The sequence below is a fragment of the Hydrogenothermus marinus genome, from assembly GCF_003688665.1.
Taxonomy (GTDB): Bacteria; Aquificota; Aquificia; order Aquificales; family Hydrogenothermaceae; genus Hydrogenothermus; species Hydrogenothermus marinus.
On the sequence record NZ_REFO01000011.1, the window covers coordinates 218968 to 241517 of the forward strand.

Sequence of the window (22550 nt, forward strand, 5' to 3'; positions counted from 1 at the left end):
AAGGAGTTTTTTTATGCTTATAAAATTTTATATTAAACCAAGAAAAGGTGTTTTAGACCCTCAAGGAAGAGCAGTAGCAGAAAATCTAAGGAGCTTAGGTTTTGAAAATGTAAAAGATGTAAAAGTTGGAAAATATATTGAAGTTTATGTTAATGAGACAAATAAAGAAAAAGCTATTGAAGAAGCAAAAGAAATGGCAAAAAAAGCAATAGTTAATGATATTATTGAAGATTATGAGTTTGAAATAGTGGAGGATTAATCTTGAGATTTGGTATAGCCGTTTATCCTGGTTCTAACTGTGATTATGATACTTACCATGTAATAAGAGATATATTAAAAGAAGAAGTAAGCTTTATAGATTATAGAGAAACTAATATAAAAGATTTTGATTGTATAATTATTCCTGGTGGATTTTCTTTTGGAGATTATTTAAGACCAGGAGCTTTAGCATCTCATACGCCTTTGACAAATGCAGTTAAAGATTTTGCTAAAAAAGGTGGATTAGTAATTGGAATATGTAATGGTTTCCAAGTTTTAACAGAAAGTCATCTTCTTCCAGGAGCTTTAATGCCAAATATCCATGGAAAATTTGTATGTAAACATCAATATATAAAAGTGGAAAATAATGAAACTCCGTTTACAAATAAATGTGAGAAAGGACAGGTTTTAAAAATACCTATAGCTCATCATGATGGAAACTATTTTGTAGATGAAGAAACATTAAAAAAGATGGAAGATAATGGACAGATTATAGTTAGATACTGTGATAAAGATGGAAATATATCAGAAAAATCAAATCCAAATGGCTCAATAAAAAATATTGCCGGCGTTTGTAATGAAGAAAAAAATGTTTTTGGGTTAATGCCTCATCCAGAAAGAGCAGCAGAAAGTATTCTTGGCACAGAGGATGGACTTTTTATCTTAAAATCTATTTTAAACTCTATTTAAGGAGATTTTCTATCTCCTTTTTTATTTTTTCTTCAGGAACTTTACCTATTAAAATCTTTTTAACTTTTAAATCTTTATCTACAAAGTAGCTAATTGGAACACCGAAAATTTTGTATTTATACATTATCTTTTTGCCATTAAGCAAAACAGGTATATTAAAACCCCATGCTTTTTTTATTTCTTCAACATCTTTACTGTTTTCTGATTCAAGTACAATAGCATAAAAATTTATCTTATTTTTATATCTTTCATAATATTTTTCAATTATAGGTAGTTCTTTTTTACAACTTCCACAATATAATCCCCAAAATATTAAAACTGAAGGTTTACCTTTTAAATCATCTCTTTTTACAACTTTTCTATTTTCATCTAAAAGTTTAAAATCAGGTATTGTTTTTGCAAAAGAAAAACCGAAAAGTATTAATATAATTAAAAGTAGCCTCATTTAAAACCTCGCATATATTAAATTTTAATAAAAAATTTTATAAAATTTTAAAGGAAAGTTTATGATAAGAATACAGCTTGAAGAATTAGAATATAAATTTTTACATCCAAAAGCAACAAAAAGCAGACAAGCTAAAAGAGATAAAGAAGAAAAAGAGTGCGATGTAAGAACTAAATTTCAAGTAGATAGAGATAGAATTTTACATTCAAAACCTTTTAGAAGATTAAAACATAAAACACAAGTCTTTTTATCTCCAGAAGGAGACCATTATAGAACAAGAATGACTCACACCCTTGAAGTTTCTCAGATAGCAAGGACAATAGCAAAAGCTTTAAGATTAAATGAAGACTTAACAGAAGCTATAGCTTTAGGACATGACCTTGGCCATACACCTTTTGGACATGCTGGAGAATTTATATTAAGGGAAAGTGGAAGTTATCACCATGCAAAGCAAAGTTTAAGAGTTGTTGAAAAGCTTGCAAATGATGGAAAAGGATTAAATCTCACAAAAGAAGTAAAAGATGGAATATTAAAACATAGCAAAGGTAAATCTCCTTTAGTAGCAGAAGGGAATATGCCTAAAACCCTTGAAGGTGAAATAGTTAGAATTGCAGATAAAATAGCCTATATAAATCATGATTTAGAAGACGCTGTTAGAGCAAAAATTGTTAGATATGAAGATGTTCCAAAATCCATTACAAAAATTCTTGGTGAAACAAAGTCTGAAAAAATAAAAACATTAGTAAAAAGCGTAATAAATACGACTATAGAAAATGAGTATAAACATATTGTTATGGAAGAAAAAATATATAAAGCTATGTATGAGCTTAGAGATTGGCTTTTTGAAAATGTTTATTTATCAGAGCCAGTTGTTAAAGAGCTAAATAAAGGTAAAGGAATTGTAAAAGCTTTATATGAGTATTATTTAGAAAATTATGAAGAAATTCCATATTATGAAAAATATTTAAATTTATGGGGTAAATATGATCCTAAGCAAGCGGCAGTTGATTATGTTGCAGGAATGACTGATAGATTTGCCATAAAAACTTATGAAAAAATATTTATTCCAAAAGGTTGGGCAATAATTTAAAATCTTTTTGATTTTCATAAACTTTTATAATATTTTCAATGTTTGTCATCTCTTTGATTATATCAGGATTTGTTTTTTCTGCTAAATTAGGATTTTTAGAAGCTTTATTTAAAATTACTGCTTTTATATCTGCTTTTATATTTTTTAAAGCATTTATTGTTAAAACTGTATGATTTATAGTTCCAAGATTTGCCCTTGCTACAATAATCACAGGAATTTTTAAATCTTTTACTAAATCAAGATAAGTATATATTTTTCCTTTCACTTTAGTAATTGGTACATAAATTCCACCTGCACCTTCTACAACAACAAAATTATATTTATTTTTTAGATATTCAAAATGATCCATTATTTTATCTATGGAAATATTTAAACCTTCTTCTCTCTCAGCAACTAAAGGAGCAACCGGATTTTTAAATTTATAAAGAACTACTTCATCAATAGATTGACCTGTTATAGAAGATAATTTTTTTGCATCTTCACATTCAGAAATGCATCCTGTTTCAACTGGCTTAAAATAAGCTACTTTTTTACCTGATTCTAACAATGCTTTTGTAAGAAGGTAGGAAATATAAGTTTTTCCTACCCCTGTATCTGTACCTGTAATAAATATCATAGGTTTTGAATATCTTGTAAATTTCTTATATTTTTAAGATTAAATTTATCTATTCTTTTTATTAATCCTGTTAATACATTTTTAGGACCAATTTCAAATATTGTATCTACAGACTGAGATTTTAAGAACTCAACAGTTTGAACCCATCTAACAGGAGAGTAAAAATGAGCTTTTAATTCATTTCTAATTTCATCTGCTTCTTTTATAGGTGTTGCAGTAATATTGGAAATTACAGGGATTTTAGCATCCTTTATTTCTATCTCATCTATATATTTTGCAAACTCCTTTGCTTTTTCTTTAAGCATTGATGAATGAGCAGGGACTGAAACTGCAAGCTTTACTACTCTTTTAGCTCCTTTATCTTTTAAAATCTCCATAGCTTTTTCTACTGCTTCAGTTTCTCCAGAAATTACTGTTTGTTGATAAGAGTTATAATTTGCTATCTCAACAATTCCATTTATATCTTTTAATACTTCTTCTATATCTTCAGCTTTTAAGCCAATAATTGCTGCCATTGCTCCAACACCTTCAGGAACCGCCTCTTGCATTAATTTCCCTCTTATATTTGTTATCCATACTGCATCTTCAATATTTAAAGAGCCTGCAACTGTTAAAGCTGTAAACTCTCCTAAGGAATGTCCTGCTACAAAATCAGGTATTAAATCAGGCTTTTCTTTATTTAAAGCATAAAAAAGGCTATAAGATGTAATAACTAAAGCAGGTTGAGTATATTCTGTAAGATTTAGTTTTTCTTCATTATTAAAAATGATATCTGTAATATTAAAACCAAGTTTTTCATTTATTTTTTCATGTAACTCTTGAATTTCAGGATATTTTTCATAAACATCTTTTCCCATACAAATTTCTTGAGAGCCTTGTCCTGGAAAAACAAAAGCTAATTTTGACATAATACAACTTCTCCTAACAAAATTTTTTTAATATTATAACAGTGATTTACTTTTCAACTTTAAATTTTATAGTTGTTACTGCCCACTGTTTTTTATCAGAAGAGATAGCGTTAAATTTCCAACTTAAAACATAACTTTCAATTATATTTTTAAGCTTTATATCTCCAAGAGTTTTTGGATAAATTATATCTACTTTATCAACAGTTCCATCAGGATTTATCCAAAGTTTTACTTTTATTTTTGAAGGTGGCGGTAAAGCTGTTTTTATAACTGGTGTTTCTGGTTTATATACAATAACTCTACCTGCCGCAGGGCCAAAAGCAGTTTCATCAAATTTATTTAATTTAGTACCAAAGCTTGGATTAAAATTTCCTTCTAATACAGGTTTATAAACTTTTAAATCACCTATTTTTACATTATTTTCAGATATTGAAGCTATGTTCTCTTCATTTTCTGGTATAGTAATCTTTTTTTCTTCAAGTTGGACAGTCTCAGGTAAAATAGGAATAGCAATAGGTACAACTGGTTTTTTATCTTTGATTTTACCTGATGATTTTGATACTTTTGGAGCTTTTACTTTATTTTCTTGTTTTTTGTATTTTCTTTCTTTGACAATTTTTTCCTTCTTTTTTTCAACTTTTTTTTCTTTAATCTCAATAAATTTTACTTTTGGCTGTTTTAATTTTTCTATAGGTTTAATATTTGATGTAATATATCCATAAGTATAAAATAAAGAAAAATTAATTATAACTGCTATAATTAAACCTATTAGAAAGACCCATTTATTAAAGTAGCTTTTAATATTTAATTCCATAATGTTATTTTATATTATATTTATGAAAAAAAAGCAAGGAGTATAAATGAGTATTTCTATAATTGGAGCTGGAAGTTGGGGAACGGCTCTTGCTCAAGCTTTTTCTAAGAAGGTAGATAATATTTTATTATATGGAAGAGATAAAAAAGTTATAAATGATATAAATAAAACTCACCAAAATAAAAAATATCTACCTAATATAAAGTTAAATAAAAATATAAAAGCTACAGAAAATATAAAGGAAACTATAGAAAATTCAGAAATTATTATTATTGCTATTCCTACTCAAACAATAAAAGAGTTTTTAGAAAAAATAAAAAATTTTAATGTTAAAAATAAGATTTTTATCTCAGCATCAAAAGGAATAGATATTGATACATTAGAATTAGTCTCAGAAATGATTTATAAAGGTTTAAGTATAGATGAAGAAAATGTTTTTGCATTATCAGGACCTTCTTTTGCCAAAGAAGTAGCACAAGGACTTCCAACTGCTATTACTTTAGCAGGTGAAATATGCAAAGCAAAAGAACTTCAAAATATTTTAAGTAGTGAAAATTTTAGATTATATATAAGTGAAGATATAAAAGGTGTTGAACTTGCAGGAGCAGTAAAAAATGTAATAGCAATAGCAACAGGTATAAGTGATGGACTAAATTTAGGTAATAACGCAAGGGCAGGACTTATTACAAGAGGATTATATGAGATTAATAAACTTGTAAATATACTTGGTGGAAAAACAGAAACAATTTATGGACTTGCAGGACTTGGAGATTTAGTTCTTACTGCAACAGGTAATCTTTCAAGAAATAGAAGATTTGGACTTCTTATAGGACAAGGTAAAAAATCAGAAGAAGCTCTAAAGGAGATAGGACAGGTAGTAGAAGGTGTAAAAACAGTAAAAGCAGTAAAAAAAATATCAGAAAAATATAATTTAGAACTTCCCATATCTGAAATGGTTTATAAAATAATATACGAAGGTTTATCTCCAAAAAAAGCAGTAAAAAAATTAATGAGTAGACAACCAAAAAAAGAGTTTCAATGATAAAATATTAAAAAATTTTAAGAAGGTAAATATATGGAAAAATTTACAGTAATAGCAGGACCTTGTGTAATAGAAAGTAAAGAACTTTGTTTTGAAGTGGCAGATGTATTAAAAAATCTTCAAGAAAAATATAAAGATATAAGATTTGTTTTTAAATCTTCATTTGACAAAGCAAATAGAAGTAGTCATAAATCATTTAGAGGACTTGGTTTTGAAAAAGGATTATATATCCTTTCTCAAGTAAAAGAAAAATACAATCTACCAGTATTAACAGATATTCATGAAAGCTATCAAGCAAAAGAAGTAGCAAAAGTTGTTGATATTTTACAAATTCCTGCATTTTTATGTAGGCAGACAGACTTAATATTAGCAGCTGCAGAAACAGGAAAAGAGATAAATGTAAAAAAAGGCCAGTTTTTAGCACCTTGGGATACAAAAAATATAGTTGAAAAGCTTAAATTTGGTGGAGCTAAAAAGTTTTACCTTACAGAAAGAGGAGTATCTTTTGGATATAACAATTTAGTTGTAGATTTTAGAAGTTTATCAATAATGAGACAGTTTGCACCTGTTATATATGATGCTACCCATAGTGTTCAGTTACCAGGGGGACAAGGAGACAAATCAGGAGGACAAAGAGAGTTTGTATATCCTCTTGCAAAAGCTGCTATTTCTGTAGGAGTAGATGGACTATTTTTTGAAACCCATCCAAATCCAGATAAAGCTTTATCAGATGGCCCAAATCAAATACCATTAAAAGATTTTCCAGATATTTTAGAAAAACTTATAAAACTTAAAAATTTTATAGAAAATGAAAATATATAAAAAAGGGTTAATACTATCTTTTGCTTTTATATCTTCTTGTGGAGTTAAAGGTTCTCCGCAGCCTCCTCAAATAGATTTACCTCCTACTATTTCTTATATGAACCTAAAACAGCAAGGAGATTTATTAGTTTTATACTGGAAATATGATAAAACAAAAAAAATAAGGCAAAAAGTTTATATAAATGGAAAAGCTATTAATATAAAAATTAATCATTATAATGATTATTACTGGATAGATTATAAATATCCAAAAATAAACAAAGAATACTGTTTTTATATAAAAACTACCTACAAAAAGTTTGAAAAAAACTCTATAATCAAATGCATTAAAACTACATCTTATACTAAGATTAAAGATAAGATTAATGTAAAAATTATAGAAAACGGAATACTTTTAAAATGGAATAATAAATATAATATTACAAACATTTACAAAGGAGATTCTTATTCAGAGATAATTCCCATTCCTTATGAGCAAATAAAAAATCAAAATTATTTTATAGATAACAAAGTAAACTTAAATAAAATTTACTGTTATTACATAACAGCAACTATAAATGGAATAGAAAGTAATAGAATATATTCAAAATGTACAAAATTTAAAGACTTTTTTCCTCCAAAACCTCCAATTAATCTAACTTATATTGTTAAAAACAAAAAATTAATAATAATATGGCAACCACCGGAAGATAAAGATTTAGAAGGATTTTTAATCTTAAAAAATGGCAAACCTATTTTTAATGCAGTAATAAAGTCCTATTATGTGGAAATTAAAAATTATAAAAAAGGGGATATATTTGCAATAATTTCAGTTGATAAAGCAGGAAACAAAAGTAAACCTGCTTATCTTAAAATAGAATAATGAACTAACTTTGGATTCTTTTTCGGATAAAGTACATCAGTTAAAAACCATCCTGTAATAAAACCACCTATATGGGCATACCAAGCTACACCACCAATATTAGGAGGTACTGATACTGCAAATAAGACTTGTATAAGAAACCAATATCCAATAAAAAACCAAGCAGGAAGTATAAATGCAAAAAATATAAAAGGTGGAATAATAGTTAATACTTTAGCTTCTGGATAAAGTTTTACATAAGCTGCTAAAACTCCACTTATAGCACCTGATGCACCTATCATAGGAATATTTAAACTACCACTCATCAAACTTATAACAGATTGTAGTAAAGCTGCACCTAAACCAGAAAGAATATAAAGTAAAATATATCTAATTTTACCTAAGGCATCTTCAACATTATCTCCAAATACATATAAAAAAAGCATATTACCAAACAAATGGGCAAAGCCTCCATGGATAAACATAGCCGTTAGAAAATTTATCCAATGTAAATTCATGAGATCAACAGGTAATAATCCCCATGTATGAAAAAATAATTCTAATTCTTGCTTTGAGAGAGTTATCTCATATATAAAAACAATAATATTCAAGATTATTAATGAATAGTTTATTATTGGGATATTTCTTGTTGGAATATTATCTTTAATGGGTATCATTAGATATCTCCTTAGAATTTAAAAAGGGTGCCTTCTTGCAAGGCACCAAAATTTTTGGGGGAGGGAGGGGGGAGGGAATAACAATATACAACAAAATTTAAAAATTATCAACCATTTCTCATTAATTCTCTTAACCAGATATATTTATCTGCCGCATCTGGTCCTTGACCTATTACTCCAAGCCATCCTGTAAAATCAGGTATCCAATCAAAAATTATATATGCAACAGTAAATAAAATATATCCTATCCAGAATAACATCCACCATGTTGGAACTGCATCTGTATGATATGTAATTTTATCTACTGCTTTTGTATTTTCTAAATGTGAAGCCATTAGTACTTACCTCCTTCTTTTTCTGCTTTAATAATTTTTTCTTCTAACTCTAAAATATCATATTTTGGACCTTCTATATCTTTAAAGTCCCCCTTTAAATAAGAATATATAAATAAAAATAGCCAACCTGTTAAAGCAATAATATAAGCTATTACCTCAACTAAAAATCCTTTCAGTTGTGCCCCAGCCATACCAGCTTCTAAATAAGCAACAGTTCTAGTTGCAATTATAGTACCTACAACGAATATAAAAATAAATAATATTAAAAGAGCTACTGTCTTTTGAGTAATTCTCAATTTTTATCACCTCCAATTGGAGAAATCAGGGGAGAAAACTCCCCTTTTTATTAATATTAATGACTAAGAATAAAGTCAGCAAGAGCTTTTCTTTCAGCATCTGTTAAAGCTTTTGTAGTAGCAAGTTGAGATTGCATCATCACAAACTTAGCAGGATCAACTATAGGTTCATGATCTCCTTTTAAGAAAGCTAACAACTCATCTTCTTTTCCTTTATAAGCTTTAGCAATTTTACTTAAAGAAGGACCTACTGTATCAGCTGTAGCTTGATGACAAGCCCCACATCCTTTAGATTGAAAGATTTTAGAACCATCAGGTTTTGCAGAAGCTACTTTTGTAGGAGCAGAAGCCTTTTCTTTAGTTGCTCCAGGTACAACTGTTGTAGATGCACTTGCAAGCTGTTTTGCAGTTACACTAACTCTAAAATCTTTCGGTGGTTTAACTTCCCATGAACCAAGCCACATAATATAAGTAAGAAGTCCTATACCTCTTTCATTAGGAACAATCTTTCCATCCTTAGTTTTTTCAAAATACCAAGGATAACCAGGCATATTAGAACCTGGTGAAGTACTTTGTGGATCATAAAGATGAGCTACTTGCCATCCAAGATTATGAACAGCAGCTTCTCTTATTAAATCAGGGCCAATTCTTTTTGTTCCCCATAAAACAGGAGCTTGAAGTTCATTATTAAATTCAGAAGGATAAGAAACCGTATTAGATACTCCTGGAATACCAAATCTTAAAGTTTCATTAGAAACAGGTCTTATCATTTGTGAATGGCAGTTCCAGCAACCTTCAGCAACATACCAATGATGGCCTACAGTTAAAGCTTTTGCAAAAGATTGTTCATTAACTTCTCCATAATATTTTTTAAACTGCTCAGGATAAGCTCTTGCGATATGTTTAAAATCAGACCAAGCAGTTGTATTTTTTGCTTTTGCTTCTTTAGCTAAATCTATTACAGATTTTTTTGGTATATCTTGTAAAACAAACATAGGCAAAGCCCACGAAACAAAGTCAGCAAATAAGAAGAATATAATCCCTGCAACTAAAGCAACAAAAGAGAACCTTTCCATTTTACCCATTATAATCTACCTCCCTTATACTGTATCACTTTTAAGTTCTGCAGATAAGCTTTTTCCAGCAGTTGCAGTTTTATAGAAGTTTACTGCATACATTAAAAGACCAGTTATCATCATTATTCCAGCAACACTTCTAAAGTACCAGAATGGTTTTGAGAAGTTTACAGAGTCAATCCAAGGATTTAATCCTATCCAATCAAAACCTTGAACAAGTCCACCAGCTGTTAAGTCAATAAACATAGCAAAAACACCAATACCCATTAACCAGTATGCACCTTCAGAAAGACCTTTAGAATACATAGTTTCTTTTCCGAAAAGTCTTGGCCAGATATATTCAGCCATTCCAAGAACCCAAAGACCAAAAGTACCAAACATTATAAGATGGGCATGTCCTGTTACCCAGTCTGTAAAGTGGATTACTTTTTGGAATGTTAAAGTAACATGGAATGCACATTGGAAACATGTAATCCAATAGAAAATAGCACCAGTATACATATATCTTAATGGAACATTATATTTAAGCTGTTCTGCAGAACCTCTTAAAGTCATCATAAAGTTAATTAAAACTGAAGTAACTGCAAACTCAACAGCAACAGTTGCAAAAACTGCTGAATATTGAGCAAACATTGGTATTGGAGACCATAAGAAATGGTGAACCCCATTCATAGGGTAGAAGAATGCTAATCCCCAAAATCCAAGAAGTGATAATCCATGAGACCACATAGGTTTTTTCATAATTACAGGAACAAAATAATACATTAATCCCCATGCAACTGGAGTAACATAAAGCCCAACAAGATCATGAATAAATGTTGATTGAACAGCTCCAGCTCCTGAACCTACAGACCAAAATCTTGGTATAAGATTACCCATAAAAACAACAAGTGGAGTCCATACAAGCATTGCAGATATATACCATCCAGAAACATAAAGTGGCCCTCTTTGAGATGCTTTATAAAGTGGAGCACCAAATTGAATTAAATGGAGTAAAAGCCAAAATACAATTATAGGATCAATCCACCAAGGAGTTTCACCCCATTCAACATTATCAGCTTGTCCAAGGAATAAAATTGCAACAACTGTTATTAAAACTGCTGCTTGTAAAGCATAGAACATAAACCAACCAAGTTTATCACTTAAAACTCTATATCCAGTAAATCTTGGAACAGCCCAATAAAGTAATCCGGTAAACATATTTACTAAAAATCCATATGCTGCACCAGCTGTATGGATCATTCTAACTCTACCAGGAGATAAAAATTCTATTCCTGGAAATGGATAAATTCCATCAAGCTGTAATGAGTATAAAAATCCCATTAATGCAACAATAATAAAGAATATTAAACCCATTGCAACATGGGCTTTTACAAGACCATAATTAACTAAATTTTTAAGTTCTTGAGTATCTCCCATTTTTATATACCTCCTTATTACTTACCTTTATTCATTAAATATGCAATATAAGAAACTAAATCCCATCTGTCTCTTTCTGAAAGATGTCCAAATGATGGCATTGGAGAACCTTCAAGACCAACAGTTAAAACTCTGAAAGTATCTTCTGGTTTTGGACCTGCTGCTCTTACTGGATAAGTAAGATCTGTTGGAGGTACAGGTAATGTTTTTGCTAAAGGACCATCTCCTTGTCCATTTTCTCCATGGCAAGAAGTACAATTAGTAGCATAAATCTTTTTACCTCTGTTAATAGATTCAGGTGTACCAAAATAAGCAGGTCTTTTAATATTTTTGTAAACAGACTCACCTGGTTGTTCTTTTTCCCATCTGTCAGAGAATGTTTTAATGTAAGCTATTACAGCTCTTTTTTGAACTTCAGGCATAAGCTTAAAAGATGGCATAGGTGTTTGAGGAATACCCCAGTTTAAAATGTGGAGTAAATCTTCATCTGTAGGAAGAGTTCCTGCTGGTGTAGATTTCCATCTGAAAACTGCAGTATGGAAGTTTGGTGGTTTAACAATAAAAAACTCAGCAGCTTTAGATTTACCATCTCCATTTACCCCATGACAACCTACACAAAACTTGTTGTAAACTTGCCTACCTGCTTCTTCTTGAGCAGTTAGTTCTTTTGTTTTTTTTGCTTGTGCAGGCTTTGAAGACATAACATGTAAAAGCCCATACACAAACAAGGCTGGCATAAAGAAGAAGAGCAGCCACCTGATAGTTGTGTTTTCTCCCATGAGAATACCTCCTAAATTAAAGTATATTAACTCTTAATTTTATTAATTAAATATTCCCCCTACAATATTTCAATTTTTCTTTAATTTAACATTATTCTAACAAAAATATTGCAAATATTGATTTATATCATATTTTCTTTATTTTTATTATAAATAAATATTTCGGATTGTAAAGTGCTAAATTTTAAATTACCAAGTATAGAAGCAGAATACTTAAATATAGTAAAACTACCTGCTAAATCTTTAACTTTAAAAGCAGGAGAAAATATAAAAGCTCAAGTTGTTGATATTTTGCCTTCAGGTGGAGTTGTAATAAGATTAAAGGGCCAGTTAGTAGAAGTAAAATCAGAAATTCCTTTACAAAAGGATACTCAGTTATTATTAAAAATTTTACCTTCATCTGATCAAAACAATGTAAAATTAAGATTAATTTCTATATTATCTAAAAATGAAGCAAATATTATTAAAACTATCTTACAAAACTTTCAATTAAAACCTTCAAATTTAGATTTTAAATCTGTTCAAATATTAAACTTAATCAATGAACAATTGGTTTTAAATCTAAACCCTTCAAAATTAGAACAAGCTATAAAAAATTCTGGTGTTTTTTTTGAATCTAAAATAAGAAAAAATTTAGATTATAAAAATGACTTAAAATTTAAGTTACTAAAATTACTTTCAGATGAAAATATTAATCCAGCAGAAAAAGAAAAAGTAAAACAATTAATAAAAGATATTCAACAATATCAGTTTCTATCAAAACTAACAGACTCTATATGGACTTTTATACCTTTTTTTGATAAAGAGTTAGAAAAAGTAGATTTTATTTATAAAAAACTAAGAAAAAATAATAAAGAATATCATCTTATTATTATTCCATTAACTTTAAAAAGCATAGGCAATTTACAGATAAATATATTAAACTTTGAAAAAAATTTAAATATATCATTCTTTAGTGAAAATAAGAAATTTTTAGAAAAAATAAAAAAAAATATAGAAGAATTACAAAGTAAATTACAAATGTTATCTTTTAATGCAAATTTCTCTTTCATAGAGGGAAATATAAATTTAGAAAATATTGCTAAAAATAAATTTACAAACATATTTAATATAAAAGTATGAAAGATATAAAAAAAGCAGTAGCTTTAAAATATGAGGTAAAAAAAGATAATGCTCCAAAAGTAATAGCAAAAGGAAAAGAAAAAATAGCAGATAAAATTTTAGAAATTGCTAAAAAAGAAAATATACCTATATATGAAGATCCTGAAACTTTAGAAATATTGTTTTCCTTGGACATTGGAGATGAGATACCACCTGAATTATATCAAGTAATTGCAGAAATTTTTGCATATATTATTTCTAAAAAAGAAGAATATAAGGAGGATTAAAAATGAAAGTAGAAATAAGAGAACCTGCAGTAAGCGGTACTTTTTACCCTGATAATCCAGAAATTTTGAAACAAATGCTATTAAATTTTCTTGATAATGCTCCTTTATTTAATATAAAACCAGAGGCTATAATAAGTCCTCATGCAGGATATATATACTCAGGACCAACAGCTGCTTATGGATATAAACAGCTTTTAAATTTAGATAAAGATAAACATTACAAAATATTATTAATAGGACCTTCTCATTTTGTACCTTTTAATGGTATATCTTTTGGATATTATGATTATTGGGAAACACCTTTTGGAAAAGTAAAAGTAGATAAAAAAGAGATTGAAAATTTTGTAGTTAAAAATCAAAACTTACCTATTACTTTAAATACAATTCCACATCAAAGAGAGCATTCTTTAGAAGTTCAGGTTCCATTTTTACAAATAGTTTTAGAAAATTTCTCAATAATACCTGTTGTTTATGGACAAGTAGATTATTCTATAGTTGAAAAAATTATTGCTGATATTAAAGCAGATAGGGAAGATGTAATAGTTGTTATAAGCACAGATTTAAGTCATTACTATCCTTATGATATTGCAAAACAGATAGATTATAACTGTTTAGTTGCAGTTGAAAATGAAGATTTAAGATATATGAATATTTGTGAAGCATGTGGAAAAATAGGAATGGAAGCAATAATTGATTATGCAAGAAAAATTGGATGGAAATCTAAAATCCTAGATTATAGAACATCAGGGGATACTGCAGGTGATAAAGATGCAGTTGTAGGATATTTAAGTGCAATATTTTATAGAGGTTAAAAAATGGAAGAACTAATTATAGATTTAAATCAGATTTCTGAAGAAGAAGGAAAAGCTTTAGTAGAACTTGCAAGAATTGCGATTGAGGAATATTTAAAATCAGGAAAAATTATAGATTTAAAAGAAATACCTTATGAAAACTGGAAGAAAAAAGGAGCTTCTTTTGTTACTTTAGAAAGAAAAGATACAGGACAATTAAGAGGATGTATTGGCTCAATAATACCTTTTAGGCCTTTATACCAAGATGTAATCTCAAATGCTATAGCAGCTGCAACTAAGGATCCAAGATTTGTACCTGTAAGCTTAGAAGAACTTCCTTTATTAAATATAAAAGTTTCCATATTATCTTTTCCTCAAAAACTTGAGTATTCTACACCTGAAGATTTATTAAATAAAATTAAACCATTTGAAGATGGACTTATTTTAAAGTTAAACAATAATCAAGGAACTTTTTTACCAGATGTATGGGAAGATTTACCGGATAAAAAAGAGTTTATGTCTCATCTTTGTTTAAAAGCTGGACTTCCTCCTGATTGCTGGTTAAAATATCACCCTGACATTTTTATATATAAAACTAAAGTATTTTCTTAATAATGGAAAAATTAATAGTAGAAAAACCAATAGACCTAAAAAGTTTTATATCTAAAAGTTTAAATATTTCTAAGACAAAATCTAAAAATCTAATAGATACAAAAAATATTTTTGTTAATGGTAAAAGAGTATGGATAGCTACTTATAAGCTACAGAAAGGAGATATTGTTGAAATTCCAGAAATAAAAAAAGAAGTAAAAAAAACGACAATAATTTCTCAAAATAATATCTTATATGAAGATGATTTTATTATAGCTATTGATAAACCAGCTTTCATAGTATCAGAAAGTAAAAGAGATTCAGTGGAAGATCAATTAAGGAAACTAAAAGGGAAAAATATAAAAGCTATACATAGACTTGATAAAGAAACTACAGGAATACTACTTTTTGCAAAATCTTTTTCTATTTTTGAAAGGTTTAAAAAATTATGGGAAGAAAAAAATATAAAAAAAGAATATATAGCTATATCTCATAAAAAAGCAGAATTTAAAAAGAAAATAATAAACTTTCCAATAGATAATAAATATGCAAAATCAGAAGTTTTTACTATAAAAACTAATAAATTTTATTCATTATTTAAGATAAATATAAAAACAGGGAGAAAACATCAGATAAGAATTCATTTATCAAAAATAGGACATCCGATTATTGGAGATAAAGATTATGGATATAAATATATAGATGATCCTATTTTAAAATCCGTAAAAAGACAACTACTTCATTCTTCTACTTTATCTTTTTTTCATCCATATTTAAAGAAAAAGGTTATAATTAATTCTCCAATACCAAAAGATTTTAAAGAATTTTTAAGAAAGGTAAATTTATTATAAATGAAGCTCCTAAACTGGTATATATTAAAAAAACAGTTGATTTTATATTTTATAGCTTTACCGGCATTTGCATTTATTGCTGCATTAATTTTAATTTTGGAAAAGATAGGTAATATAAAGGTTTTTAATTTTTATGATTTTTCTTTATTTGTTTTATTTTCTTTACCAGAAAAATTATATTATGTAATTCCTACTGTTTCTGTTATTGTATTTTTTATAGTTTATAGAGAACTGCAAATATCAAAAAGAATTTATCCAATTTTATTAAATGGAATATCTTTAAAATATCTTTATCTTCCAGCTTTTTTATTTTCTATTTTTGTTTTCGTAATTGAATTATTAAATATAGAATTTATAATGCCAACAACTAACCAATTGGCATCTATCCACTATAAAAAGTTAAAAGGAGACAATCTAGAAGAAGAAAAACATTTAATAACTGCACACCAATGGATAAAATTAAATGATACAACATTTATTTATTTTGGCTTTTTAGATTTAAATCAAAATAAAGGAAAAGATTTTGTATTTATTCAAGTTAAAAAAGATAATTTTTATCCTTTATATAGGATAGAAGCAAAAGATGTAAAGCTTGATAAAAATAAAATTTTTCTGAAAAAAGGTAAGATAGTTTCTTTAGCTAATATACAAAACTTTGAATATACAAAATTTGATAATTTAGATTATCCTGTAAAAATAGATTTAAAAAATTTAAAAAAACTTATAAAAATAAAAAAAGCAGTTTCTATTTCTCAGTTTTATAAAAAGGCAGTTATTGCAGATAAATTTGGGTATCCTTCTGGATTTTTTTGGAGTAGATTTTTTTCTTATACAACCTCTATATTCTCACCAATAGTTTTAATATTATTTACTTATCCATTTTTGTGGCTAAAAAGAAAAGAAAAATATATAATCATTGTTGGTTTAATATTGCTATATTGGTATCTTATATCTGCTCTTGCATCTTTAGCAGAAACAGGAGCTATCCCTTATTTTTCACCTTTATTTGTAAATCTATTTTATGCTGTTTTAGGAATAGTTTTTATCAAAAAAATAAAGTTCACTGAGCTTTAGGATAAGAACCTAAAATCTTAAAATAAGGTGATATATTTTCTAACTCTTTAAGAGCTTCTTTAATATTTTTATTTTCAATATGTCCTTCAATATCTGTAAAAAAGATATAATCCCAAGCTCCTTTTTTAGAAGGCCTTGATTCTATTTTTGTCATATTTATTCCTCTTTTATACAAAGGTTCTAAAGTTTTATATAAAGCTCCTACTTCATTTTTAACAGAAAATATAAAAGAGGTTTTATCATTTCCAGTAGGTTTTGGTATATCTTTTCCTATTACTATAAATCTTGTAAAGTTATGAAGATGTTTATCTATTTTTCTTTCTATTATATGAAGCCCATAAATATCTGCTGCAGCCTCACTTGCTATTGCTACAGATTCATAATCATCTTTTGCCATCTCTGCTGCTTTTGCAGTGCTTTCAACCTCTATTAATTGAGCATTTGGTAAATTTTTATGGAGCCAATCTCTACATTCTGCAAAAGCATGCCTATGAGAATAAACCCTTTCTATCTCGCTTAAATTAGGATTTATTCCCATTAAATGAAGTGAAATTTCTAATATTATCTCCCCTGTAATTTTTAAATCAAAATCCATAAACATATCTAAAGTATAATTAACAACTCCTTCAATAGTATTTTCAACAGGAACTACTCCAAAATCTACTTTACCTTTTACAATTTCTTCAAATACATCTTTAATAGTTGCAACAGGAATATGCTCAACTGCTTGGCCAAAATATTGAATACTTGCTTGATGGGTAAAGGTTGCTTTTGGACCAAGATATGCAACTTTTAGATTTTCTTCTGTTGACCTACAAGCAGATATAATCTCTCTAAATACCGGTTTTATATAATCAGTTGGGAACTCTTTATATTTTTCATTTAATTTAATTAATCTTTCAAATATTTCCCTTTCTCTACTTGGAACATATATAGGAAGTCTGTACTGCTTTTTTATATGACCAACTTCTTTTGCAAGTTTTGCTCTTTTATTTAATAATCTTACTATTTCTTCATCAATTTTGTCTATCTGCTCTCTGAGTTTTGAAAGATTTTCCTTTACTTCTTGTGGTATCTCCTTCATCTTTCTCCTTTCTTTATATATTAAGCTTTAAAGTAGGATAAGACAGCTAAAAGAAAAAAGCAAGACTTTAATTTAGTATATAATTTTTCCTATTGACAAAATAACAAAAAAAGTATATTACTATCCGTTAAATTTACCGGGAGGATTTAAAAATGGATATTGAAAAAGTAAGAGAAGAATTATTAAAGAAAAGAGCAGAGATTATAGAATCTCTTGAAAATAATAAAAAGGAAAGTCAAAATGAAAAAAGCGGTGTAGAAGACGCAGCAGATGAAGTAACAGCTGAGCTTTCAAGAGAAACTTTATATAAATTGTCTCAAACAGAAAGAGAAAAATTATTCTTAATAGATATTGCTTTAAAGAAAATTGAAAGTGGAACTTATGGTATATGTGAAGAATGTGGAAATCCTATAGGAGAAAAAAGATTAGAAGCTATTCCTTGGGTAAGACTTTGTATAGATTGTAGTCAAAATGAAGAAGCTTTAAGACTTTCAAATGGATATGAAGATATAAATTATTATAATATTCTTCCAGATGCATCAAACTTTATTGAAGAGGAGGATAATAAATCTGTCTCTGAATAACACAGGAAATTTTAGAATCTTTTTAATAGTTGTTTTTTTTGTTTTAATTTTAGACTTAATAACTAAAAATTTAGCTGTATCACTTTTAGCTAATAAAGATATAGTTATTATTCCTAATTTTTTTGATTTGACTTTAGTATGGAATAAAGGTGCTGCATTTGGAATATTTGCAAACTCTTCTGAATGGATTAGAAAAGCTATCCTATTAGGAGCATCTACAATAGCAGTTATAATTACTGCTATTTATGCCTATATAAAAAGATTTAATATCTCTGTTTTTGAAATGATTTTTCTTGGATTAATTGCAGGAGGAGCCTTAGGAAATCTTTATGATAGATTTTTTATTGGAAAAGTGAGAGACTTTATAGATATTCATATATTTAACTACCATTGGCCTGCTTTTAATATAGCAGATGCATCTATTACAATTGGTATTATCGGTTTTGTTTTTAATGAAATTTATCTAAAAAAAAGATTGAAAAATAAAAATAATGAATAATTTTTAGAGTAAAATTTAATAAATGTAAATTGCTGGAGGTTTTATTTATAAAATGATAGGTTTCTTAGCTAAAAAAATATTTGGAACAAAAAATGAAAGAGAGATAAAAAAGTTAAGAAAAATAGTAGATCAGATAAATGCATTAGAAGATGATATAGAAAAATTATCTAATAAAGAGCTTATTGAAAAAAGTCTCCAGCTAAAAGAAAAAGTTCAATCAGATAAAGAGTTATCAGATGCTATAACAAAAGGTGAAATAGTAGATATACTTCCGCAGGCTTTTGCAATTGTAAGAGAAGCGGCAAAAAGAACTTTAGGATTAAGACCTTTTGATGTTCAGTTAATAGGTGCTATTGCTTTACATCAAGGAAAAATTGCAGAAATGAAAACAGGTGAAGGTAAAACCTTAGTTGCAGCTATTGCTATATATCTGAATGCTTTAACTGGAAAAGGTGTACATCTTGTAACAGTTAATGATTATCTTGCAAAAAGAGATGCAGTTTTAATGGGAGCAATATATAGATTTTTAGGGTTAACCATAGGAGCTATAAATACAAATCAACAATCTTTTTTAATAGAATGGGCTGATGAAGAAGCTTTCAAAAAAGCTATAGAAGAAGACTTAAGAGTTTGGGAAAAAGGATATAAGGGAGAGCTTTTACCTGAAGATAAATTTAATATAGAAGCAAGAAAAAATTTCTTTACTATAGCAGTAGAAGCTGAAAGAAGACAGGCTTATGAAGCAGATATTACATATGGTACAAATAATGAGTTTGGATTTGATTATTTAAGAGATAATATGGTTTTTTCTAAGGATCAAATGGTTCAGGTAAAAGGCCATCATTATGCTATTGTTGATGAGGTTGATAGTATATTAATAGATGAAGCAAGAACTCCTTTAATTATTTCAGGACAAGCTGAAGAAGATATTTCTATATATTATTCTGCAGATGGCTTTGTTAAAAATTTATTACAAAAAGCTAAAGAAGAAGGTTTAGATCCTCTAAAAAATGATTATTATGAGGTAGATGAAAAAAATAAAACAGCAGTCTTAGCAGAAAAAGGTGTTCAAGAAGCTGAAAAATATTTTAATATTGAAAATTTATACGATCCTAAAAATATAGATATATTACATGCAATAAATCAATCTTTAAGAGCAAATACCTTATTCCATAGAGATAAAGATTATGTTGTAAAAGATGGAGAAGTAATTATTGTTGATGAGTTTACTGGAAGACTTATGCCTGGAAGAAGATGGTCTGATGGTTTACATCAAGCTATAGAAGCAAAAGAAGGAGTAAAAATAGAAGCAGAAAATCAAACATTGGCATCTATTACCTTCCAGAACTATTTTAGAATGTATGAAAAGCTTGCAGGAATGACAGGTACAGCAGAAACAGAAGCTGAAGAGTTTAAAGAGATTTATGATTTAGATGTTTTAGTAGTGCCAACAAATAAACCAATTCAAAGAAAAGATTACCCTGATCTTATATATAAAACTGCAAAAGAAAAATTTGATAATGTTATTAAAGAAATAGAAAAACTCCACAAACAAGGAAGACCTGTACTTGTAGGTACTGCTTCAATAGAGACTTCAGAATACTTATCTAAATTATTAAAGAAAAGAAAAATACCACATAATGTTTTAAATGCAAAACATCACGAAAAAGAAGCAGAAATAATAGCACAAGCAGGAAGAGTTGGGGCAGTTACTATAGCTACAAATATGGCAGGTAGAGGTACTGATATACTTCTTGGTGGTAATCCTGAATTTTTAGCAAGAGAAATATTAAAGAAAAAAGGTTTAACACCAGAGAAAGCAACAGAAGAACAATATAAAGAAGCATTAAAAGAAGCACAAAAAATAACATCTGAAGAAAAGAAAAAAGTTATAGAACTTGGTGGACTTGCAGTAATAGGTACAGAAAGACATGAAAGTAGAAGAATTGATAATCAGCTTAGAGGTAGAGCAGGAAGACAAGGAGACCCAGGAAGTTCAAGATTTTATTTATCTCTTGAAGATGATTTATTAAGACTTTTTGGTGGAGATAAGTTAAAAGCAATTATGGATAGACTTAAAATACCAGAGGGAGAACCTATAGAAAGTTCTATGGTTTCAAAAGCTATAGAAAATGCTCAGAAAAGAGTAGAAGGGCAGAACTTTCAGATTAGAAAAAGACTTTTAGAGTTTGATGATGTAATGAATAAACAAAGACAGGTTGTATACTCTTTAAGAAAGGATATCCTTGAAGGATTAAACTTAAAAGAAGAGCTAAAACAATGGCTTTATGATGTTGCAATTGATTTTACTAATAAATATGCTCCAGCAGAAGAGTATCAAGAAAAATGGGATTTAAAAGAACTTGAAAGTTCATTTAAAGAATGGCTTGGTATAGAATTAAACCTAAATAAAAATAAAGAATGGGATAGAAAAGAGCTTGAAGATTATATTTTAAACAAGCTTGAAAATTACTATCAAGAAAGAGAAAAACAGATAGGTGAAGAAGTATATAGAGAACTTGAAAGATATATCACTTTACAAGTTTTAGATAATCTTTGGAAAGAGCATTTACACTTACTTGATAGATTAAGAGAAAGTGTTTCTTTAAGAGGTTATGCACAAAGGGATCCTCTTGTTGAGTATAAAAAAGAATCTTTTGAACTGTTTGAAGATATGCTTTATAAATTAAAATATAACACCCTTGAGTATTTATATAAAGTTCAACTACAATCAGAAGAAGAATTAAAACAACAAGAAGAAGAGCTAAAAAAACAAGCAGAAGAGAATTTAGAAAAAGCATCTACAAACTTAGATACACCAAAAAAAGAGAAGAAAAAGAAAAAGGTAATAAAATATAAAACAAGACTGGAAAGAAGGAAAAGAAAAAAGTAAAGAAGATATTTAGTCCTAAAGTTGATAAATCTTGAATGATAAATCAAAGATTTATTTTGTAAACCTTAATTTTAAGTTAAAGCAGTTTTAAAGCTTTTCTTTAATTAAAGAGAGGAATGCTTTTCCTCTTTCCTAATTTATAATCTTTACACTAAAATAATTTGTAAATTATAAACTCAAATTATGTTTATTATCATACAAAAATACATAAGCTGAAATAAATTTTTATATCAAAATATAAAAAAAACTTAACCATTTCTTCATACTACCTTTACAAAAAAGGTATAAATTAAAATCAAAATAAAAAAAGGAGGTGATAGAAAATGAAAAAATTAGCAATAGTTAAACCAGATTCAGACATTAGGTTTGAAGAAGTTCCTTACCAGTGTAAATGTGGATACAAAGGAAAAGATACAATCCTTGTATCACAAAATACAGGAATTCTTGATGTAAATTGCCCTAAATGTGGTAGAAGGATTTTAGAATTTAGAATATTAGAAAATAATGAAGGGAAATAATCTTTTTTCTGTTTTAGATTTCCCTTCATTATCCACAAGTTATCCACAGGTTATCCACAAGTTATCCACAAGTTGAAACCCTTTAATATCAACTGTTTGAACCAGTTTCATCCAATTTATCCACAAAAGTTATCCACAAGTTATCCACAACCTACAAAAAATATGTGGA

General features: G+C 28.0%; 27 protein-coding genes. 16 read left to right on the forward strand and 11 right to left on the reverse strand.

Annotated features, from left to right (window positions below):
- Window positions 1-13: 13 nt before the first annotated feature.
- On the forward strand, window positions 14-259 hold the full coding sequence (purS, locus tag CLV39_RS04130; RefSeq protein ID WP_121922974.1) for a phosphoribosylformylglycinamidine synthase subunit PurS: 246 nt from the start codon (window positions 14-16) through the stop codon (window positions 257-259).
- Between the two features lie 2 nt (window positions 260-261).
- Entirely contained in the window at window positions 262-948 is a 687-nt protein-coding gene (gene purQ, locus CLV39_RS04135) for a phosphoribosylformylglycinamidine synthase I (protein ID WP_121922975.1), read from the forward strand.
- Here the strand turns inward: purQ and CLV39_RS04140 are convergent.
- On the reverse strand, window positions 941-1393 hold the full coding sequence (locus tag CLV39_RS04140) for a TlpA family protein disulfide reductase (RefSeq protein WP_121922976.1): 453 nt from the start codon (window positions 1391-1393) through the stop codon (window positions 941-943). The genes purQ and CLV39_RS04140 overlap by 8 nt on opposite strands.
- A gap of 61 nt (window positions 1394-1454) precedes the next feature.
- Between CLV39_RS04140 and CLV39_RS04145 the strand changes: the two genes are divergently transcribed.
- The gene (locus CLV39_RS04145) at window positions 1455-2483 is read left to right on the forward strand and encodes a deoxyguanosinetriphosphate triphosphohydrolase (RefSeq protein WP_121922977.1); all 1029 of its coding nucleotides are present in this window, start codon (window positions 1455-1457) and stop codon (window positions 2481-2483) included.
- Here CLV39_RS04145 and bioD read toward each other — a convergent pair.
- Genes bioD through CLV39_RS04160 form a run of 3 tightly spaced genes read right to left on the reverse strand, consistent with a single transcriptional unit; the run spans window position 2455 to window position 4821 of the window.
- Window positions 2455-3099 (reverse strand): dethiobiotin synthase, encoded by a 645-nt coding sequence (bioD, locus tag CLV39_RS04150; protein ID WP_121922978.1) that lies wholly within the window; start codon window positions 3097-3099, stop codon window positions 2455-2457. The two genes, CLV39_RS04145 and bioD, sit on opposite strands and share 29 nt — an antisense overlap.
- Window positions 3096-4007 (reverse strand): ACP S-malonyltransferase, encoded by a 912-nt coding sequence (gene fabD / locus CLV39_RS04155; RefSeq protein ID WP_121922979.1) that lies wholly within the window; start codon window positions 4005-4007, stop codon window positions 3096-3098. The genes bioD and fabD overlap by 4 nt, the downstream gene beginning before the upstream one ends.
- 46 nt (window positions 4008-4053) lie before the next feature.
- Window positions 4054-4821 carry a hypothetical protein gene (locus CLV39_RS04160; RefSeq protein WP_121922980.1) on the reverse strand — a complete coding sequence of 256 codons (768 nt, stop codon included), beginning with the start codon at window positions 4819-4821 and terminating at the stop codon, window positions 4054-4056.
- Window positions 4822-4867: 46 nt separating this feature from the next.
- Here CLV39_RS04160 and CLV39_RS04165 point away from each other — a divergent pair, with 46 nt between their 5' ends.
- The 3 genes from CLV39_RS04165 to CLV39_RS04175 are packed head-to-tail and all read left to right on the forward strand — an operon-like array spanning window position 4868 to window position 7547.
- The gene (locus tag CLV39_RS04165) at window positions 4868-5863 is read left to right on the forward strand and encodes an NAD(P)H-dependent glycerol-3-phosphate dehydrogenase (RefSeq protein ID WP_121922981.1); all 996 of its coding nucleotides are present in this window, start codon (window positions 4868-4870) and stop codon (window positions 5861-5863) included.
- A gap of 33 nt (window positions 5864-5896) precedes the next feature.
- On the forward strand, window positions 5897-6685 hold the full coding sequence (kdsA, locus tag CLV39_RS04170) for a 3-deoxy-8-phosphooctulonate synthase (RefSeq protein ID WP_121922982.1): 789 nt from the start codon (window positions 5897-5899) through the stop codon (window positions 6683-6685).
- Window positions 6672-7547 (forward strand): fibronectin type III domain-containing protein, encoded by an 876-nt coding sequence (locus tag CLV39_RS04175; protein ID WP_121922983.1) that lies wholly within the window; start codon window positions 6672-6674, stop codon window positions 7545-7547. The genes kdsA and CLV39_RS04175 overlap by 14 nt, the downstream gene beginning before the upstream one ends.
- Here the strand turns inward: CLV39_RS04175 and CLV39_RS04180 are convergent.
- The 6 genes from CLV39_RS04180 to CLV39_RS04205 all read right to left on the reverse strand — a co-directional run bounded on the left by CLV39_RS04180 (window position 7529) and on the right by CLV39_RS04205 (window position 12066).
- Window positions 7529-8203, reverse strand: a complete 675-nt coding sequence (locus CLV39_RS04180) for a rhomboid family intramembrane serine protease (RefSeq protein ID WP_121922984.1) — start codon at window positions 8201-8203, stop codon at window positions 7529-7531. The genes CLV39_RS04175 and CLV39_RS04180 overlap by 19 nt on opposite strands.
- Before the next feature lie 107 nt (window positions 8204-8310).
- The gene (locus tag CLV39_RS04185) at window positions 8311-8538 is read right to left on the reverse strand and encodes a cytochrome C oxidase subunit III (protein WP_121922985.1); all 228 of its coding nucleotides are present in this window, start codon (window positions 8536-8538) and stop codon (window positions 8311-8313) included.
- The gene (locus tag CLV39_RS04190; protein ID WP_121922986.1) at window positions 8538-8834 is read right to left on the reverse strand and encodes a hypothetical protein; all 297 of its coding nucleotides are present in this window, start codon (window positions 8832-8834) and stop codon (window positions 8538-8540) included. The genes CLV39_RS04185 and CLV39_RS04190 overlap by 1 nt, the downstream gene beginning before the upstream one ends.
- Before the next feature lie 56 nt (window positions 8835-8890).
- Window positions 8891-9919: a cbb3-type cytochrome c oxidase subunit II gene (locus CLV39_RS08725; RefSeq protein ID WP_245960303.1), complete on the reverse strand. Its 1029-nt coding sequence runs from the start codon at window positions 9917-9919 to the stop codon at window positions 8891-8893.
- Between the two features lie 15 nt (window positions 9920-9934).
- Window positions 9935-11329 carry a cbb3-type cytochrome c oxidase subunit I gene (locus CLV39_RS04200; RefSeq protein ID WP_121922987.1) on the reverse strand — a complete coding sequence of 465 codons (1395 nt, stop codon included), beginning with the start codon at window positions 11327-11329 and terminating at the stop codon, window positions 9935-9937.
- A gap of 17 nt (window positions 11330-11346) precedes the next feature.
- Window positions 11347-12066, reverse strand: coding sequence for a c-type cytochrome (locus tag CLV39_RS04205; RefSeq protein ID WP_245960304.1), 720 nt, complete (start codon window positions 12064-12066; stop codon window positions 11347-11349).
- 216 nt (window positions 12067-12282) lie between these two features.
- Here CLV39_RS04205 and CLV39_RS04210 point away from each other — a divergent pair, with 216 nt between their 5' ends.
- From CLV39_RS04210 to CLV39_RS04235, 6 genes are read left to right on the forward strand one after another with little or no spacing between them, the layout of a single operon-like run.
- On the forward strand, window positions 12283-13230 hold the full coding sequence (locus CLV39_RS04210) for a hypothetical protein (RefSeq protein WP_121922989.1): 948 nt from the start codon (window positions 12283-12285) through the stop codon (window positions 13228-13230).
- A complete protein-coding gene (locus CLV39_RS04215) occupies window positions 13227-13496 on the forward strand; it encodes an EscU/YscU/HrcU family type III secretion system export apparatus switch protein (protein ID WP_121922990.1) in 270 nt (89 codons plus the stop codon). The genes CLV39_RS04210 and CLV39_RS04215 overlap by 4 nt, the downstream gene beginning before the upstream one ends.
- Window positions 13497-13498: 2 nt before the next feature.
- Window positions 13499-14308 (forward strand): AmmeMemoRadiSam system protein B, encoded by an 810-nt coding sequence (gene amrB, locus CLV39_RS04220; RefSeq protein WP_121922991.1) that lies wholly within the window; start codon window positions 13499-13501, stop codon window positions 14306-14308.
- Between the two features lie 3 nt (window positions 14309-14311).
- Window positions 14312-14899 carry an AmmeMemoRadiSam system protein A gene (amrA, locus tag CLV39_RS04225; protein WP_121922992.1) on the forward strand — a complete coding sequence of 196 codons (588 nt, stop codon included), beginning with the start codon at window positions 14312-14314 and terminating at the stop codon, window positions 14897-14899.
- A 2-nt stretch (window positions 14900-14901) separates the two neighbouring features.
- The gene (locus tag CLV39_RS04230) at window positions 14902-15729 is read left to right on the forward strand and encodes an RluA family pseudouridine synthase (protein ID WP_245960305.1); all 828 of its coding nucleotides are present in this window, start codon (window positions 14902-14904) and stop codon (window positions 15727-15729) included.
- Complete coding sequence (locus CLV39_RS04235; protein ID WP_121922994.1) at window positions 15730-16803, forward strand: LptF/LptG family permease; 1074 nt, start codon at window positions 15730-15732, stop codon at window positions 16801-16803.
- Here CLV39_RS04235 and pheA read toward each other — a convergent pair.
- Window positions 16790-17887: a prephenate dehydratase gene (pheA, locus tag CLV39_RS04240; protein WP_121922995.1), complete on the reverse strand. Its 1098-nt coding sequence runs from the start codon at window positions 17885-17887 to the stop codon at window positions 16790-16792. The two genes, CLV39_RS04235 and pheA, sit on opposite strands and share 14 nt — an antisense overlap.
- 152 nt (window positions 17888-18039) lie before the next feature.
- Between pheA and CLV39_RS04245 the strand changes: the two genes are divergently transcribed.
- The 4 genes from CLV39_RS04245 (at window position 18040) to CLV39_RS04260 (ending at window position 22381) form a co-directional block, all read left to right on the forward strand.
- Entirely contained in the window at window positions 18040-18471 is a 432-nt protein-coding gene (locus CLV39_RS04245) for a TraR/DksA family transcriptional regulator (protein ID WP_121922996.1), read from the forward strand.
- Window positions 18437-18970, forward strand: coding sequence for a signal peptidase II (lspA, locus tag CLV39_RS04250; RefSeq protein WP_245960306.1), 534 nt, complete (start codon window positions 18437-18439; stop codon window positions 18968-18970). Before CLV39_RS04245 ends, lspA begins: the two co-directional genes overlap by 35 nt.
- 52 nt (window positions 18971-19022) lie before the next feature.
- Window positions 19023-21863, forward strand: coding sequence for a preprotein translocase subunit SecA (secA, locus tag CLV39_RS04255; RefSeq protein ID WP_121922998.1), 2841 nt, complete (start codon window positions 19023-19025; stop codon window positions 21861-21863).
- Between the two features lie 323 nt (window positions 21864-22186).
- A complete protein-coding gene (locus CLV39_RS04260; protein WP_121922999.1) occupies window positions 22187-22381 on the forward strand; it encodes a hypothetical protein in 195 nt (64 codons plus the stop codon).
- Window positions 22382-22550 lie beyond the last annotated feature (169 nt).